This window comes from Noviherbaspirillum sp. (genome assembly GCF_035944575.1).
In the GTDB taxonomy this organism is placed as follows: Bacteria; Pseudomonadota; Gammaproteobacteria; order Burkholderiales; family Burkholderiaceae_D; genus Noviherbaspirillum.
Genome location: NZ_DASZBA010000194.1, coordinates 1 through 13,899, shown reverse-complemented (window position 1 = coordinate 13,899; position 13,899 = coordinate 1). Strand labels below are relative to the sequence as shown.

At 58.4% G+C, this 13,899-nt stretch carries 15 protein-coding genes and 2 pseudogenes; 9 read left to right on the top strand and 8 right to left on the bottom strand.

Going from position 1 to position 13,899, the window contains the following annotated elements; all coding sequences use genetic code 11:
- Positions 1-313: 313 nt before the first annotated feature.
- From VGU61_RS14845 to mpl, 8 genes are all read right to left on the bottom strand, one after another.
- Positions 314-751 (bottom strand): hypothetical protein, encoded by a 438-nt coding sequence (locus tag VGU61_RS14845; RefSeq protein ID WP_326859946.1) that lies wholly within the window; start codon positions 749-751, stop codon positions 314-316.
- Positions 748-1,443: a monofunctional biosynthetic peptidoglycan transglycosylase gene (gene mtgA, locus VGU61_RS14840; protein WP_326859945.1), complete on the bottom strand. Its 696-nt coding sequence runs from the start codon at positions 1,441-1,443 to the stop codon at positions 748-750. Before mtgA ends, VGU61_RS14845 begins: the two co-directional genes overlap by 4 nt.
- A 3-nt stretch (positions 1,444-1,446) precedes the next feature.
- Positions 1,447-2,268 carry a shikimate dehydrogenase gene (gene aroE, locus VGU61_RS14835; protein ID WP_326859944.1) on the bottom strand — a complete coding sequence of 274 codons (822 nt, stop codon included), beginning with the start codon at positions 2,266-2,268 and terminating at the stop codon, positions 1,447-1,449.
- Positions 2,268-3,161 (bottom strand): energy transducer TonB, encoded by an 894-nt coding sequence (locus tag VGU61_RS14830; protein ID WP_326859943.1) that lies wholly within the window; start codon positions 3,159-3,161, stop codon positions 2,268-2,270. The genes aroE and VGU61_RS14830 overlap by 1 nt, the downstream gene beginning before the upstream one ends.
- An 80-nt stretch (positions 3,162-3,241) precedes the next feature.
- Positions 3,242-5,209 (bottom strand): ribonuclease catalytic domain-containing protein, encoded by a 1,968-nt coding sequence (locus VGU61_RS14825; RefSeq protein WP_326859942.1) that lies wholly within the window; start codon positions 5,207-5,209, stop codon positions 3,242-3,244.
- A complete protein-coding gene (locus tag VGU61_RS14820) occupies positions 5,206-5,793 on the bottom strand; it encodes a chorismate--pyruvate lyase family protein (protein WP_326859941.1) in 588 nt (195 codons plus the stop codon). The genes VGU61_RS14825 and VGU61_RS14820 overlap by 4 nt, the downstream gene beginning before the upstream one ends.
- Positions 5,793-6,377, bottom strand: a complete 585-nt coding sequence (locus VGU61_RS14815) for a YqiA/YcfP family alpha/beta fold hydrolase (protein ID WP_326859940.1) — start codon at positions 6,375-6,377, stop codon at positions 5,793-5,795. Before VGU61_RS14815 ends, VGU61_RS14820 begins: the two co-directional genes overlap by 1 nt.
- Positions 6,374-7,750, bottom strand: a complete 1,377-nt coding sequence (gene mpl, locus VGU61_RS14810) for a UDP-N-acetylmuramate:L-alanyl-gamma-D-glutamyl-meso-diaminopimelate ligase (RefSeq protein ID WP_326859939.1) — start codon at positions 7,748-7,750, stop codon at positions 6,374-6,376. Before mpl ends, VGU61_RS14815 begins: the two co-directional genes overlap by 4 nt.
- Before the next feature lie 74 nt (positions 7,751-7,824).
- On the opposite strand from mpl, the gene VGU61_RS14805 reads away from it, so the two are divergent.
- The 9 genes and pseudogenes from VGU61_RS14805 to VGU61_RS14765 all read left to right on the top strand — a co-directional run.
- A complete protein-coding gene (locus VGU61_RS14805) occupies positions 7,825-8,439 on the top strand; it encodes a hypothetical protein (protein ID WP_326859938.1) in 615 nt (204 codons plus the stop codon).
- Positions 8,436-8,957 (top strand): TlpA disulfide reductase family protein, encoded by a 522-nt coding sequence (locus tag VGU61_RS14800; protein ID WP_326859937.1) that lies wholly within the window; start codon positions 8,436-8,438, stop codon positions 8,955-8,957. Before VGU61_RS14805 ends, VGU61_RS14800 begins: the two co-directional genes overlap by 4 nt.
- A gap of 92 nt (positions 8,958-9,049) precedes the next feature.
- Positions 9,050-9,487 carry a type II 3-dehydroquinate dehydratase gene (aroQ, locus tag VGU61_RS14795; protein WP_326859936.1) on the top strand — a complete coding sequence of 146 codons (438 nt, stop codon included), beginning with the start codon at positions 9,050-9,052 and terminating at the stop codon, positions 9,485-9,487.
- Between the two features lie 81 nt (positions 9,488-9,568).
- On the top strand, positions 9,569-10,033 hold the full coding sequence (accB, locus tag VGU61_RS14790; RefSeq protein ID WP_326859935.1) for an acetyl-CoA carboxylase biotin carboxyl carrier protein: 465 nt from the start codon (positions 9,569-9,571) through the stop codon (positions 10,031-10,033).
- Between the two features lie 105 nt (positions 10,034-10,138).
- Positions 10,139-11,521, top strand: coding sequence for an acetyl-CoA carboxylase biotin carboxylase subunit (accC, locus tag VGU61_RS14785; protein ID WP_326859934.1), 1,383 nt, complete (start codon positions 10,139-10,141; stop codon positions 11,519-11,521).
- 8 nt (positions 11,522-11,529) lie between these two features.
- The gene (prmA, locus tag VGU61_RS14780) at positions 11,530-12,444 is read left to right on the top strand and encodes a 50S ribosomal protein L11 methyltransferase (RefSeq protein WP_326859933.1); all 915 of its coding nucleotides are present in this window, start codon (positions 11,530-11,532) and stop codon (positions 12,442-12,444) included.
- A 4-nt stretch (positions 12,445-12,448) separates the two neighbouring features.
- A pseudogene (locus VGU61_RS22655) lies at positions 12,449-12,514 on the top strand (zinc-ribbon domain-containing protein); the annotation flags it as partial.
- Between the two features lie 207 nt (positions 12,515-12,721).
- Positions 12,722-13,588: a DUF3426 domain-containing protein gene (locus tag VGU61_RS14770; RefSeq protein WP_326859969.1), complete on the top strand. Its 867-nt coding sequence runs from the start codon at positions 12,722-12,724 to the stop codon at positions 13,586-13,588.
- A gap of 62 nt (positions 13,589-13,650) precedes the next feature.
- Positions 13,651-13,899 (top strand): annotated as a pseudogene (locus tag VGU61_RS14765) (carbohydrate kinase family protein); the annotation flags it as partial.

Here is a 13,899-nt window from a genome sequence, read left to right as displayed (position 1 = left end):
TGCAGCGCAGAGGCTGCAGTCGAATGAATTTTCAGGGAACGCGGCTGGATGCGGGTCCGATATCGCAACATGGATACCGGCCGAATCCGTGGCCTGGACGCACCCGCCCACCAGCATGCGGCGAGAGGCGCATTGACGCTCGGGTATCGCGCTATCTCGCCGGTCGGAAGCCTGGCAACGACCGACAATGTGTATAGGGACTACCCAAGACGGGTCTCCATTAACGAAAACAGCGCAAGTGTACTGATATCGCCACAGTCAGGCAAGCACCGGAAAGACCAAAGCGCGCTTCCCGCGAGCTTGGTCAAGGAAGTCATCTCGGCGTCATCTTGTCCTGCAGCGCCTTCTCCATCATCCGGTCCTGCATGGATGGCGGCGCTTCGTCAGGTGCGGTTGCGGGAGCGGGCTTAGGGGGTTCTATCCCGCGGCTGTCATGCAGTACGACATCTCGGCTGGCAGGCCGGTCCGGACCGCAGTCGATATTCGAATACATGACCTTTCCATCAACCGTGCAACGCCGGATCTCCTTTCCGGCAGGCGTTCCCGACCGGACGTCCTGGTCAAGGGTTTTCACGGATTTTACGACCGCCGACGCCATCAGATTGGCCCAGCCATCTTGAAACAGATTGCGTTCATGACGCATCGACATCAAGGCTGCCATCCCGATGGCGGCAACGGCCCCGGCCAGTATCGCGCACCACAGCAAGCTCAGCGCGCCGCGCTGGGTCGTCAGCTTAACGGTCGTTCTCACGGCAACTCCGCCGCGCCCATGCGCCGCAAGATCAGATTGGTTCGTCGGGCCAGGTAAGTGGAATTGCGGTTTTTATCATAGAAGCGCGGCTTGGGCAGCATCACGGCAAGCCTGGCCGCCTGCGCCGGGCTCAACGCCGCAGCCGAGACGCCGAAATAATGCTGGGCAGCCGCTTCCGCGCCGAAGACGCCGTTGCCCCATTCCACTACGTTCAGATAAATTTCAAAGATGCGCTCCTTATCCATCCAGAACTCCAGCATGTAGGTAATGACGACTTCCTGCGCTTTGCGCAGATAGCTGCGTTTTCCGGACAGGAAAAGGTTCTTGGCAAGTTGCTGGGTGATGGTGGAGCCGCCGGCGACCACCTTCCCTTTCCTGGTATTTCTTTCATAGGCTTTTTGCATTGCCTCCCAGTCCACGCCTTCATGATCCGAGAAGTTGGAATCTTCGGCAGCGATGATGGCGCGCTTGAGATGAGGAGAAATCCTGTTGTATGGCACCCAGGTATGTTTGAGACGGGCGGATGGATTTTTCTCCTGCAGCACGTCCAGTTGCTGGCGCATGAAACTGGTGGATTCGGGATTGTTATTGACCCACCATCCTATTTGCAGAAAGAAATAAAGCTGCATTGCCAGTACGACAAGCAGCGGCGCGATGATCAGCCAGAGCAGAAGCTTGCGCAGTCGTTTCATTGATTACAGGCGGTCGCGCAGTTCGGTAAATACCGCGGCCGTATCAGGACGTACGCCGCGCCAGACAAGAAACGATTCGGCGGCTTGTTCCACCAGCATGCCAAGGCCGTCGCGCACTGCCGCGCCATGGCCGAGAGCGAAACGCATGAAGGCAGTATGCGCTTTTCCGTACATCATGTCGTAAGCCAAGGTGTCCTGGCAGAACACGGCCGGGGCAACGGGAGGCACGTCATTGGCGAGGCTGGCGGAAGTCGCATTGATCACGATATCGAACACATGTTGGACAGATGCAAAATCGGTAGCGCGAACCGGCCCCTGAGCACCGAACGTATCAGCCAGTTCCTGCGCCTTGCCGACTGTGCGGTTCGCGATCACCAGCTCCCGGGGCGACTCCTTCAACAAGGGCAGCACCACGCCGCGTGCAGCACCGCCGGCACCCAGCAGCAATACCTTCTTGGAACGCACGGCGACACCTGCGTTCACAACGATATCGGTCACCAATCCTACACCGTCGGTGTTGTCGCCCAGGATCCTGTCGCCATCAAAGCGCAAGGTATTCACGGCGCCCGCTGCCCTCGCCCGCTCGGTCAGTTCGGTAGCCAAGGCGTGCGCTTCCAGCTTGAACGGCACGGTTACATTCATGCCCTTGCCGTCTTGATCGATGAAGCCGCGTACAGTCGCGACGAAACCATCCAGTGGCGCAAGCAGACGTTCGTATTGCATGTTCTGCGCCGTCGCTGCGGCGAAACGGGCATGGATGTCGGGAGACTTGCTATGCGCAATCGGATTGCCGATGACTGCGTAACGGTCAGGCCGAGCGGGCATCATTGCGATCCACGCAGTTCGGTTTCGAGCCCCTCTTCCCTCGTGAACTTGAAGCGGGTGATGATTTCCCACACATCGTCCTTGCCGCTGGAGCGCATGTTGGCGGGGAAGCTTCCAAAGGGCGCGGCTTTCTCGACGATGCGCAATGCGGCCTTGTCGAGCGCCGGGATTTTGGACGATATCTGCACCTTCGGCCCGCCATCCTTGCGGTAGATCGAACCGTCCTGGAAAACCGGGATGTAAATCACGAGTTCGCCGTAGAGCTTCTTGCCGTCCTGCTGCGGAAAGTGCAGCGTGCCGACCTTTTCGATCTTCGACTGCAGGGTCTTGTAGTAAATCGCGTAACCGACTTCCCTGGTGCTCGGCGTGATCTGTGTTTTCTTGGGCCGCTTGTTGTAATCCTCGATGTTGCGCGCGATCTCGGCTTCGCGGCGCTGGATCTCGCTGCTGCTCTCCGTCGCATCGGGGGTATTCGGGTGTGGCTGCAGGTCCTTTGGACGGGCAAGGTCGTCGTTTGCGGGTGACGAAAGATCGGTCTTCCTGTTCATCTGCGCCAGCATGCGCTGCTGGTGCTGCTCGAGTTCTTCGATGCGGCGCTGCATGGCTTTCAAACCATCGCCGTTCTCGCTCCTGCGCATGTCGGGCAACGGCGATTTGGCACGCCCGGCATCGGCATTGCCGCCGCCGTCAAGATTCGCCTGTGCGAGTGCATCAGCCTTGAGCGGGGCCTTGTCGTGCTTGGCATTGACGAGGATGACTTCCAGGCCGGGATCGGTCGGCTTGAACTTGAACGCTTCCGGAGGCACGAAACGCACCGCGAGTAAGGCGCCATGCGCCAGCACCGACAGGCCGACGGCGATGGACAAGGTGCGGTTTTGGAGGATCAACTTCACGCGGCGGGATAGAGGCTATTGCGAATGCCTTGAATTCTACGACAAAGCCCGCCGTTTTCAGCCGAACTTTTCGCCCGCTTTCATTCGGAAACAGATTCTGTATCTGTTTCGCTCTCGCTTATGGCTATTTCGTCATCGGGTACGGTGGGCGCGCTTGCCACTTCGATCAGACGCGCCTCTACCGTAAGGTCGATTTCATCCCACCGGATCAAATCGAGTTTGACTTCGGTGCCGCGGGCCATCTGCGGCATGCCGGCCAGGCGGATGATCAGCGGGATATCGACCAGTCGCAGAACCTCGTCTTTCAACACCACCGCATCGACATGCCTGGCGCCTTCCTGCGCGAGCCATCGGAGGCACCAGTAACGTTCCATCGAGGACTGGAAATCGGCATAGGCGGAATAAGCGGCGTCAAAGGCCGATACCACCGCGAACAAGTCAGCGTCCTTCGGCTTGAACGGCGCGACCAGCGGCGCGGTCACGCCATGTTCGATACAGGCGAGAATCTGCCACTGATTGACGAGGTCGGTATAGCGCCGCAGCGGTGATGTGCTCCAGGCATACTGGTCAACGCCCAAGCCCTGGTGCGGTGCGGCGTGCGTCACCATTCGCACCTGCATCTTGGCCGCCCAGCCGCCTCCACCTCCACCCTGACTGCGGTAAATACCCGGCACGCCATGGTCGTGCATCATCTTGCCCCAACTGCTGTTTGCGAAAATCATCAGCTCGGCCACGATCTTGTCAAGCGGCGCGCCGCGCTTGCGGCGGGTGATCGTCACGATATCGTTCTCGACATAGAAATTGAAGTCGACGCGGTTGGTCTGTTCCGGCTTGAGGCCGAAGCCTTCCCGTTTGGCCATGCGGCCCTGCTCCAGCTTCTGCACCCACTGCCATAGCAGTGCAATGTCCGCCTTGTGCGGATAATCGCCGGCGCCGTTGGCCAGGTTTTCTTCGGTAACCAGTTCGTCCAGATCGTTGTGGCGAAGGTTAGCCGCGATCGGCACCGCTTCCGCCCGGCTCTCGGTTGATATGACCGACCAATCCCGGGTATCGAGGGTGGCATACAGCGACACGGCCGGACAGGTCCTGCCTTCGGCCAGGGTGAACGACTCGACCAGTGCGTCAGGCAGCATCGTGATTTTGTCGCCGGGCATATAGACCGTCGAAAGCCGTTGCCGGGCTATCGCATCAATGGCGTCGTCGCGGCGGATGCCGAGTCCGGGTGCGGCAATATGGATGCCGACGCGGACCTTGCCGTCGTCGAGATGAGTGACGGAGATGGCGTCGTCGATCTCCGTGGTGGTCACATCGTCGATCGAAAAAGCCTGCACTTCCGCCACCGGCAACTTGGGCGACGAGGGCATGGCGATGGCCGGAAAGCCCGTCCCTTTCGGAAAGTGCTCCGACAGGAATTTCGACAGATGCAGTTCCTTCGGCGAACCGATGGCGCCGACCGACAACATCAACCGCTGCGGCGTGGTTTGCAGTTCGCTGCAAGCCGCCTCCAGCGCCTTGTATTCGATACTGTTCTTGTCCGGTTTGAACAGCAATTGCAGTGCAGACGACTTGATTGCGTCCGGCAAGCGGTTTGCTTTCAGCTCGTCAACATACTGCGCCTGTATCTGGGCCTGCTGTTTTTTCTTTTCAATGCCCGCCAATGCCGCCTTCAGCGAGGCTTCGGGTGCTGCCTTGTAACGGCCCTTGCCCTTCTTGTAGAAGTACACCGGCGCTCCATGCAGTCTCAGCAACAGGCCGGCCGCTTCATGCGGCTTCGGATCATGGCCGAAATATTCGCTTCCCAGCTCGGCAAACCCGAATTCTTCCTCCCCGGCGACTTCCCACAGAAAGTCGAGATCAATCTCATCGGCGATGCTCTGGGCTTCGGTCAGCAATTGCGCCGGCGCCGGCGATGTGAATTGAAGCAGGACATCGCGCGCCTTTACTTTCGTCCGCTTGCCGGTCTGCATTTCGACCTGGTAAGCCTCGCCTTGTTGCGACAGTACTGCGCCCGCCTTGAAATCGCCGGATTCTTCAAAAAATAGATTCATTCAATGTTCTGCTTGTGAAATGTGTTGGCAAGGCCGATTTCGGCGATAGCCGGCAAAAAGACCTCGGTAACCAGCAATAGACCTTTTCTGCGATGAAAAAGGCGCCGGCGTGCAAAGAGCGGCGCCGGAGACGAAGTTGCACTGAGCGCCGCGGATGTGCGGCGCGCCAGCGGATGGTGCGGCAACAGGCGGGCATACTGCATGGGTCCGCGCGATACGCTTGGATCGCCAAACAGGATGGTACCGAGCGAACGTTCGCCCAGGGCACTGAAAAACGGCCAGTCGCCTGCGGTCGCATCCAGCGGCAAGATGGTGTGTGCATATACCATGGGCTGTTGCCCGCACCGCAAGAGCACATCGCGTTCCTGTACCCGAACCGGACGTCCCAGTCCGACCAGCCTGAATTCATCCGGCAGACAGAGCGCCGTGCGCTGGCACAAGCGTTGGACACGGAAACTGCCTCCGCGCTGCATCAGCTTGAGTGTCAGGGACGAAGGATCGGTAAGCCATCCGCGCATGCCTCCCGGCGGGTTGATGCCGTTGACATGCGAATACCAGCGTGCCCGGTTAACCGACCGGTACATCAGGCCCCTGTCCCGGCTTCGATGCCGCAAAACGCCAGTACTTCATCAATGTGGCGCTCGAAGTCGGAAATGCCGTGGTCACTTCCTTCGATCACTTTTTGCTTCGCGCCCGGGTAGTGCGCCACCATTTCCCGCCAGTCGAGCACCTCGTCGCCGGTAGCTGCAACCAGAAAATAACGTTCCGGCGAGGTGATTTTGTCGACAGCGAACGCTTTCAGTTCATCTATATATTGGTGCTTGAATTCGAAAGGTTCCGACGAATGGTAGGCAGTCGTCACGCCGACCTGGCTCTCGAGGTCGCGCGCCGCCGACACCGCGGGATTGAGCAGCACGGTCCGGCAACCGGCCTTTTCCGCCAGCCAGGTTGCGTAATATCCGCCCAGGGAAGAACCAATCAATGAGACGTCGTCTGCCGGATATCGTTCGAGCAATGCCGATGCCAGGGCAATCGCCTCACGCGGTGACGCAGGCAGTTGCGGGCAAAGATATTCCGCTCCGCGCCCCAATCCGTCCAGGCGCTGCCCGATCAGGTGCGCCTTGAAGGACCGCGGCGACGAACGAAAGCCATGCAGATAAACAATCATGTTGGCAATGCATCCAGAATTTTCTGGTGCACGCCGCCGAAGCCGCCATTGCTCATCACGAGAACATGGTCGCCCGGCCGCGCGGCCTGAGTGATTGCTTTCACTAGCGATTCCAGGTCATGGTACGCACCTGCCTTCGGCCCAAGCGGCGCGAGCGCCTCGGACAGATCCCAGCCCAGACTATCTTTGCCGGATTGCGCACCGTATCCGAAAACCAGGTCGGCGTTGGCAAGGCTTCCCGGCAGCGCATTTTTCATGGTGCCGAGTTTCATCGTATTCGACCGCGGCTCCAGCACTGCGAGGATGCGGGCGTCGCCGATTTTCCTGCGAAGACCGTCGACCGTCGTCGCAATCGCGGTGGGATGATGGGCAAAATCGTCATATACCGTGACACCACCCGTAACACCGCGAATCTCCATGCGGCGCTTCACGCTTTCAAACCGGGACAGCGATGCAATGGCTTGTGACGGCGTTACGCCGACGTGGCGCGCGGCGGCGATGGCGGCCAGCGCGTTCATGCGATTGTGCTCGCCGGTCAATGCCCAGTCGACCGTGCCTTGGGATGCGCCATTGAACATCACATCGAAGCTGCCGTCGGCATGGTTGATCAACATCCAGCCGCTATTACCCTCCGTGCCAAACCATTCCTTCTCGCTCCAGCATCCGCGCTGAATTACCCGCTGCAACGATTCCTCGCGCCCGTTGAGGATCAGCCGTCCTACGCCGGGAACGGTGCGCACTAGATGATGGAACTGGGTTTCGATTGCGCCGAGGTCCGGAAAAATATCGGCATGGTCGTATTCGAGGTTGTTCAGGATTGCGGTGCGCGCCCGGTAGTGGACGAATTTGCTGCGCTTGTCGAAGAAGGCGGTATCGTATTCGTCGGCTTCGATGACAAAGAATTCGGATCCGCCTTTGCCCCCGGACAAGCGGGCGGATATGCCGAAATTCATCGGCACGCCGCCGATCAGGAACCCTGGCGCATAACCGGCGTCTTCCAGTATCCAGGCCAGCATCGACGACGTCGTGGTCTTGCCGTGCGTGCCCGCCACTGCCAGCACCCACCTGTTTTGAAGGATGTGTTCGCCGATCCATTGCGGACCCGACGTGTACGGCAACCCACGGTTCAGGATTTCCTCCATCAGCGGATTGCCGCGGGAAACCACGTTACCAATGACGTATAAATCCGGCTGCAAGGCGACCTGGTCCGGGCTGAAACCCTCGATAAGCTCGATGCCCTGCGCCTCGAGCTGGGTGCTCATTGGCGGATAAACATTGCTGTCGCAGCCGGTGACCTTGTGTCCGGCCTCTTTTGCCAGCACCGCCAAGCCACCCATGAAGGTGCCGCAGATGCCAAGGATATGAATGTGCATTGTGCTGATTCAAAATAGAATAGCGAGATTTTACCCGACATGGCGGAGCTGGCCGTGCCGGTTTTTGGAGCAACATGAGCAATTACTCATCGGAAAGCGAACTTCTGCGGGCTGAAATCGCGGCGGCGGCGGCACGGATGATTGCCGAGGATGGTGCCGACTATGGCACCGCAAAGCGCAAAGCGGTCAAACAGGTACTCGGCAACGCCAAAGTGCGGGGCGACGTCATGCCGGACAACGCGCAAATCGAAAATGAAGTACGTATTTACAATGAGCTTTTTTTTGGCGACACCCAGCCTGCCCGCCTGATGGCGCTTCGCCGCCTGGCACTGCGGTTGATGGAAGAACTGGCAAGTTTCTCACCCTACCTTACCGGCGCGGTGCTCAACGGCACGGCCGGCGAGCATTCAGATATTCATCTTCAGCTTTTCACCGATAGCGCGAAAGATGTCGAAATATTCCTGCTGAATAAGAATGTGGACTTTGAAGTATCCGAGAGGTCGCATTTCAACGGTCGCGGGGATCCGGTCGAAACCATCAGCTTCATGTGGAAGAACGAAGGCATCCACCTTGCAATATATGCAACCGACGATGTCCGGGGTGCGGTGCGTACAGCCTCAAGCGGTAAAGTCGAGCGCGCCGACTTGAACACGCTGCGGATACTTATCCAGGAAGCGGAAAACAAATGAGAAAAAACCTCGTGCCGATTTTTGTCGTTGGCGTTTTATTCGCCGCCTTAGGCGTTTATTTCGGCTATCGAAACCTGGAACCCGATTCGCCACAAAGCAATGCCGTCACCAGCCTGTTCAATCTTTCCATGCCAACAGTGGACGGCAATGCGGAGCCTTTGTCGAAATGGAAGAACAAAACGCTGCTGGTGAATTTTTGGGCAACGTGGTGCGCACCCTGCGTCGATGAAATGCCTGAATTATCCGCCTTGCAAGCTACGAAGTCGGGGACAAATTTGCAAATCATTGGCATCGGCATCGATTCTGCATCCAACATCGCGCAATTCGCCAAGAAGCATCAAATTAATTACCCGCTCTACACTGCCGGCGTGACCGGCACGGAATTGTCGCGGCAATTCGGCAACCAAGCGGGCGGCCTCCCTTATACAGTGTTGATCGACGGTAATGGCAAAGTACGGAAAACCTATCTTGGCCGCCTGAACATCAAGGAAGTGGAAGCGGACCTCAAGCTTGAATAGTGCCGGAATAACGCCTGCAGATATTTGTTCTTGCCAATCTGCATCATTTGACGGCAAAATGCGCCATCCTCGTCAAACGGAGTTTGATCTCCATGGCAAAAAATATCCTTCTTATTAACGGCCCGAACCTCAATCTGCTCGGCACACGCGAACCGGAGGTCTATGGATCAACGACTTTGGCGGATATTGAACGAGACGCATCGCAACAGGCAGAGGCTGGAGGCGCGACATTCAATGCGTTTCAAAGCAATCACGAGGGGGCCTTGATAGACCGGATACATGCGGCGCGACAGGAAAACGTCGATGCGATCGTCATCAATCCCGGAGGGCTGACCCATACCAGCGTGGCATTACGGGATGCATTGGCAGGGGTCGCCATTCCATTTATCGAAGTGCATATCTCCAACATCCATAAACGGGAAGCTTTCCGTCATCATTCCTACCTGTCCGCTATCGCAGGCGGCGTCATATGCGGCCTCGGAATCGAAGGCTATCGTTTTGCCATCGATTACGCACTTAAAAAACTGTAATTTTCTTTATCTTCCCACAATCATCATATAATTGTGATGATTTCAATTGTATTGCAAATCAAATAATTCTAAGGGAATTCTATGGATTTACGAAAACTCAAGACCTTGATCGATCTGGTCGCTGAATCGGATATCGCCGAACTCGAGGTCACGGAAGGCGAAAGCAAGGTTCGCATCGTCAAATCCTCCGCTGTGCCTCAGAACCAGGTAGTCATGATGCAGCCGCAGTCGGCTCCGCAGCCGATCACGACGTCGAGCGCCGCTCCTGTTCAACCTGCCACGATCGCAGCCGCTGCGCCGGCAGAACCGGAAGGCCACATCGTCAAATCACCGATGGTAGGCACGTTCTATCGCTCATCCGGCCCAGGAAATCCGCCGTTCGTCGAAGTGGGTGGCACAGTGAAAGAAGGCGATACCCTTTGCATCATCGAAGCGATGAAGTTGCTCAATGAAATTGATGCCGACGCTGCAGGCGTCATCAAGCAAATCCTGGTCGAGAATGGGCAGCCGGTGGAATTCGGCCAACCATTGTTCGTGATCGGTTAAGGATAGACGCGGTTCATGTATGTGCCGGCACGGCCGGCAAACCGTCAACAACGTGCCGCGCCGGATTTTTAATGGCGCTCCTTAATCCTTCCTATTCCCCCGACTATGTTTGAAAAAATCCTTATTGCCAACCGCGGCGAAATCGCATTGCGTATTCAGCGCGCATGCCGCGAAATGGGCATCAAGACCGTGGTCGTCCACTCCGAGGCGGATCGCGAAGCGAAGTATGTGAAGCTGGCCGACGAATCGGTCTGCATCGGGCCGGCACCGTCGTCCCTGAGCTACCTGAACATGCCGGCCATCATCAGCGCCGCCGAAGTGACTGACGCGGAAGCCATTCATCCCGGCTACGGCTTTCTGTCCGAGAACGCGGACTTTGCCGAACGCGTTGAAAAATCCGGATTCGTCTTTATCGGCCCCCGCCCCGACTCCATCCGCCTGATGGGCGACAAGGTATCGGCGAAACAGGCAATGCTCAAGGCTTCGGTCCCCTGCGTGCCGGGCTCGGAAGGCGCGTTGCCGGAAGATCCGAAGGAAATCATCCGGATTGCCCGCAAGATCGGCTATCCAGTCATCATCAAGGCTGCCGGCGGCGGCGGCGGACGCGGCATGCGCGTCGTGCATACCGAAGCGGCCTTGCTGAACGCCGTCACCATGACCAAGAGCGAGGCCGGCGCAGCGTTCGGCAACCCCGAAGTCTACATGGAGAAGTACCTGGAGAATCCGCGCCACGTCGAAATCCAGGTTCTTGCCGACGAATTCAAGAATGCCGTCTGGCTCGGCGAACGCGACTGCTCGATGCAGCGCCGACATCAGAAGGTGATCGAGGAAGCGCCGGCGCCAGGCATCCCGCGCAAGCTGATCGAGCGTATCGGCGACCGCTGTGCCGAGGCATGCCGCAAGATCGGCTACCGGGGCGCCGGAACCTTCGAATTCCTGTATGAGAACGGCGAGTTTTACTTCATCGAAATGAATACCCGTATCCAGGTCGAGCATCCGGTCACCGAAATGATTACCGGCGTGGATTTGGTGCAAGAGCAGATCCGGGTTGCGGCAGGAGAGAAGCTGCGCTTCCGCCAGCGCGACATCGAGCTGACCGGGCATGCGATCGAGTGCCGGATCAACGCCGAGGATCCGTTCAAATTCACCCCGTCGCCAGGCAAGATCGTCTCCTGGCATGCGCCGGGTGGCCCCGGTATTCGTGTTGACTCCCATGCCTATGCCGGTTATTTCGTACCGCCGACGTATGATTCGATGGTCGGCAAGGTGATCGCCTACGGCGCCACGCGAGACCAGGCGATCCGTCGCATGCAGATCGCACTGTCGGAAATGGTGGTCGAAGGCATACAGACCAATATCCCGTTGCATCGCGAGCTGATGGTGGACGCCCGTTTCATCGAAGGCGGCACCAATATCCATTACCTCGAACAAAAGCTGGCTGCCAAGCCCGACCTGTCGAAGGAACTGGCGCAACTGGCAAAGAAATAAGGTCCTTTATGAGCTGGACTGAAATCGTCATCGAAATCGACCGCGCACACGCGGAAGCGCTCTCCGACGCATTGATGGAAGCAGGCGCGCTGTCGGTGTCGGTCGAGGATGCGGACGAAGGCACGGAAGCGGAACAACCGCTGTTCGGTGAGCCGGGCATGGAACCCGCGGAAGCCGCCTGGGAGCGCAGCCGGGTGGTTGCATTGGCGGATGTCGATGCTGATCATGCCGTCCTCGTCGCCGAGGCAGCCGCAGCAGTCGGCCTGGCTCAGCCGCCCGCCTATTCCTTGCGGCCGGTCGAGGAGCAGGATTGGGTCAGACTGACCCAGGCGCAGTTCGATCCCATTCATATCGGCACAAACATTTGGGTCGTGCCGAGCTGGCATGACGCACCGGACCCGAACGGCCTGGTGCTGGAACTCGATCCGGGCCTTGCATTCGGCACCGGCAGCCATCCGACGACCCGGTTGTGCATGGAATGGCTGGAGCGACACGCGCCGGAGACCCTGTCCGTGCTGGATTACGGCTGTGGTTCGGGAATCCTGGCGATGGTGGCAAAGAAGCTGGGCGCCGCCCGCGTGATCGGCGTCGACATCGATCCGCAGGCAATCGAATCGGCACGCTACAACAGCGAGCGCAATCAGTGTGAAATCGACTACTATCTTCCGGAGCAATTCGGCACGATTGCCCAACAGGAGCGGTTTGATATCGTGGTCGCGAACATATTGTCCAGCCCGCTGAAGCTTCTGGCGCCGATGCTGTCGGCCCGCGTCGCAGGTGGCGGTGCGCTGGTGTTGTCAGGCGTGCTCGTACGCCAGGCTGATGAGGTCGCCGCTGCCTACGCTCCCTTCATCGATCTGTCGGTCGCGGGTGAACACGAAGGCTGGGTCGTACTGGCCGGCCGGGCCGCCGGCACAAGATAAGCCAATGGCGCTGGCAACCCAATGTCCTCACTGTCATACGACGTTCCGGGTCGCGCATGACCAATTGAAGCTGCGATCAGGACTCGTACGCTGCGGCTCCTGCAAGCAGATTTTCAACGGCATCGAAAATTTGTTGCGGCCAGAGGAACCTGGGCCGCAGCCAGTCTCACCGCCGCCCGTTCCGTCACCAACGGCCTCTGATTCATCGCCGGATTCCCCGCAGGCATTCGTTGCGGACGCCAGTCCTGAAGCGCAACCGAAAGAACATCCGGAAGCGGTGCTCGACTCCCCTTCGGCAGAGATAGCCGATCCTGCGCCAGCCCCTCTGCCCGACGCGCACGGCGCGCCCGACTTCACCTCTTCGTCACCGGCGACACCAGACCCCGGCAACGATCCATTGCAGCGCATGACGCTGATGAATTTCAGCAATACCGAGGACAACCAGCCGCTTGACGGCGGTTTCCAGTCACCGGGACAGCCTGCCGATCCCGATGCGCCCGATCCGCTGGAGTCGGCGATCGAAGACCTGCAGCGCAAGCCGTTACGCGAAAAACGGAAATCGCGGCGCAAGCATACCGATGCCCTTGATGAAACCGACGACGACGAATCGGCATATCAGGAACCGAGCTTCGTCAAACAGGGCCGCAGGAGGCAGCGCTTCGGACGGGCGCTGCGTATCGCATTAATAGGCGGCACCTTGTTGATGCTGTTCGGCGCGCTTGCACAGGCCACCTATATATTTAGGGACCAGCTTGCCGCGCGTTTTCCGCAAGCCAAACCGGCGTTGGTGGAAGCATGCAACTTGATCGGATGCCGGATCGGATTGCCTGCCCAGATTGATGCGGTGGTGATCGAGTCGACCGAACTGCAGTCGCTGGCGCCGGAAAAGAACATCTTTATGTTGAGCGCCCTGCTGCGCAACCATGGCTCCATCGTCCAGGCCTGGCCACATATCGAGCTGACGCTGAAGGATGCGAATGAGAAGCCGCTTGCGCGACGCGTATTCGTACCGGCAGATTACGTCAAGTCCGGACCGGAGCTTCAGAAAGGATTGCTGCCGAAATCGGAACACCCCGTCAAAATACAATTCGAGCTGACGCAATTAAAAGCGGCAGGCTACCGGGTGTATGTGTTCTATCCGTAAGCGCAGGCATCGGCCACTCCCGCACCCACTTACCCTCCTATTTATTACTCTTTCCTCGAACCATGCCATCGTCCAAGCCATCCCTTATCTGCGGCTCGCTCGCATTCGACACCATCATGTCCTTCGGCGGACGCTTTTCGGAAGCATTGCTGGCCGATCAGTTACACAAGATCAATGTCGCATTCCTGGTACCGCAGTTGCGACGTGAATTCGGCGGTTGTGCCGGCAACATTGCCTACAACCTGAAACTGCTGCAAGGCGATCCGCTCATCATGGCGACCATCGGACAGGACGGAGGCAGCTATCTCGAT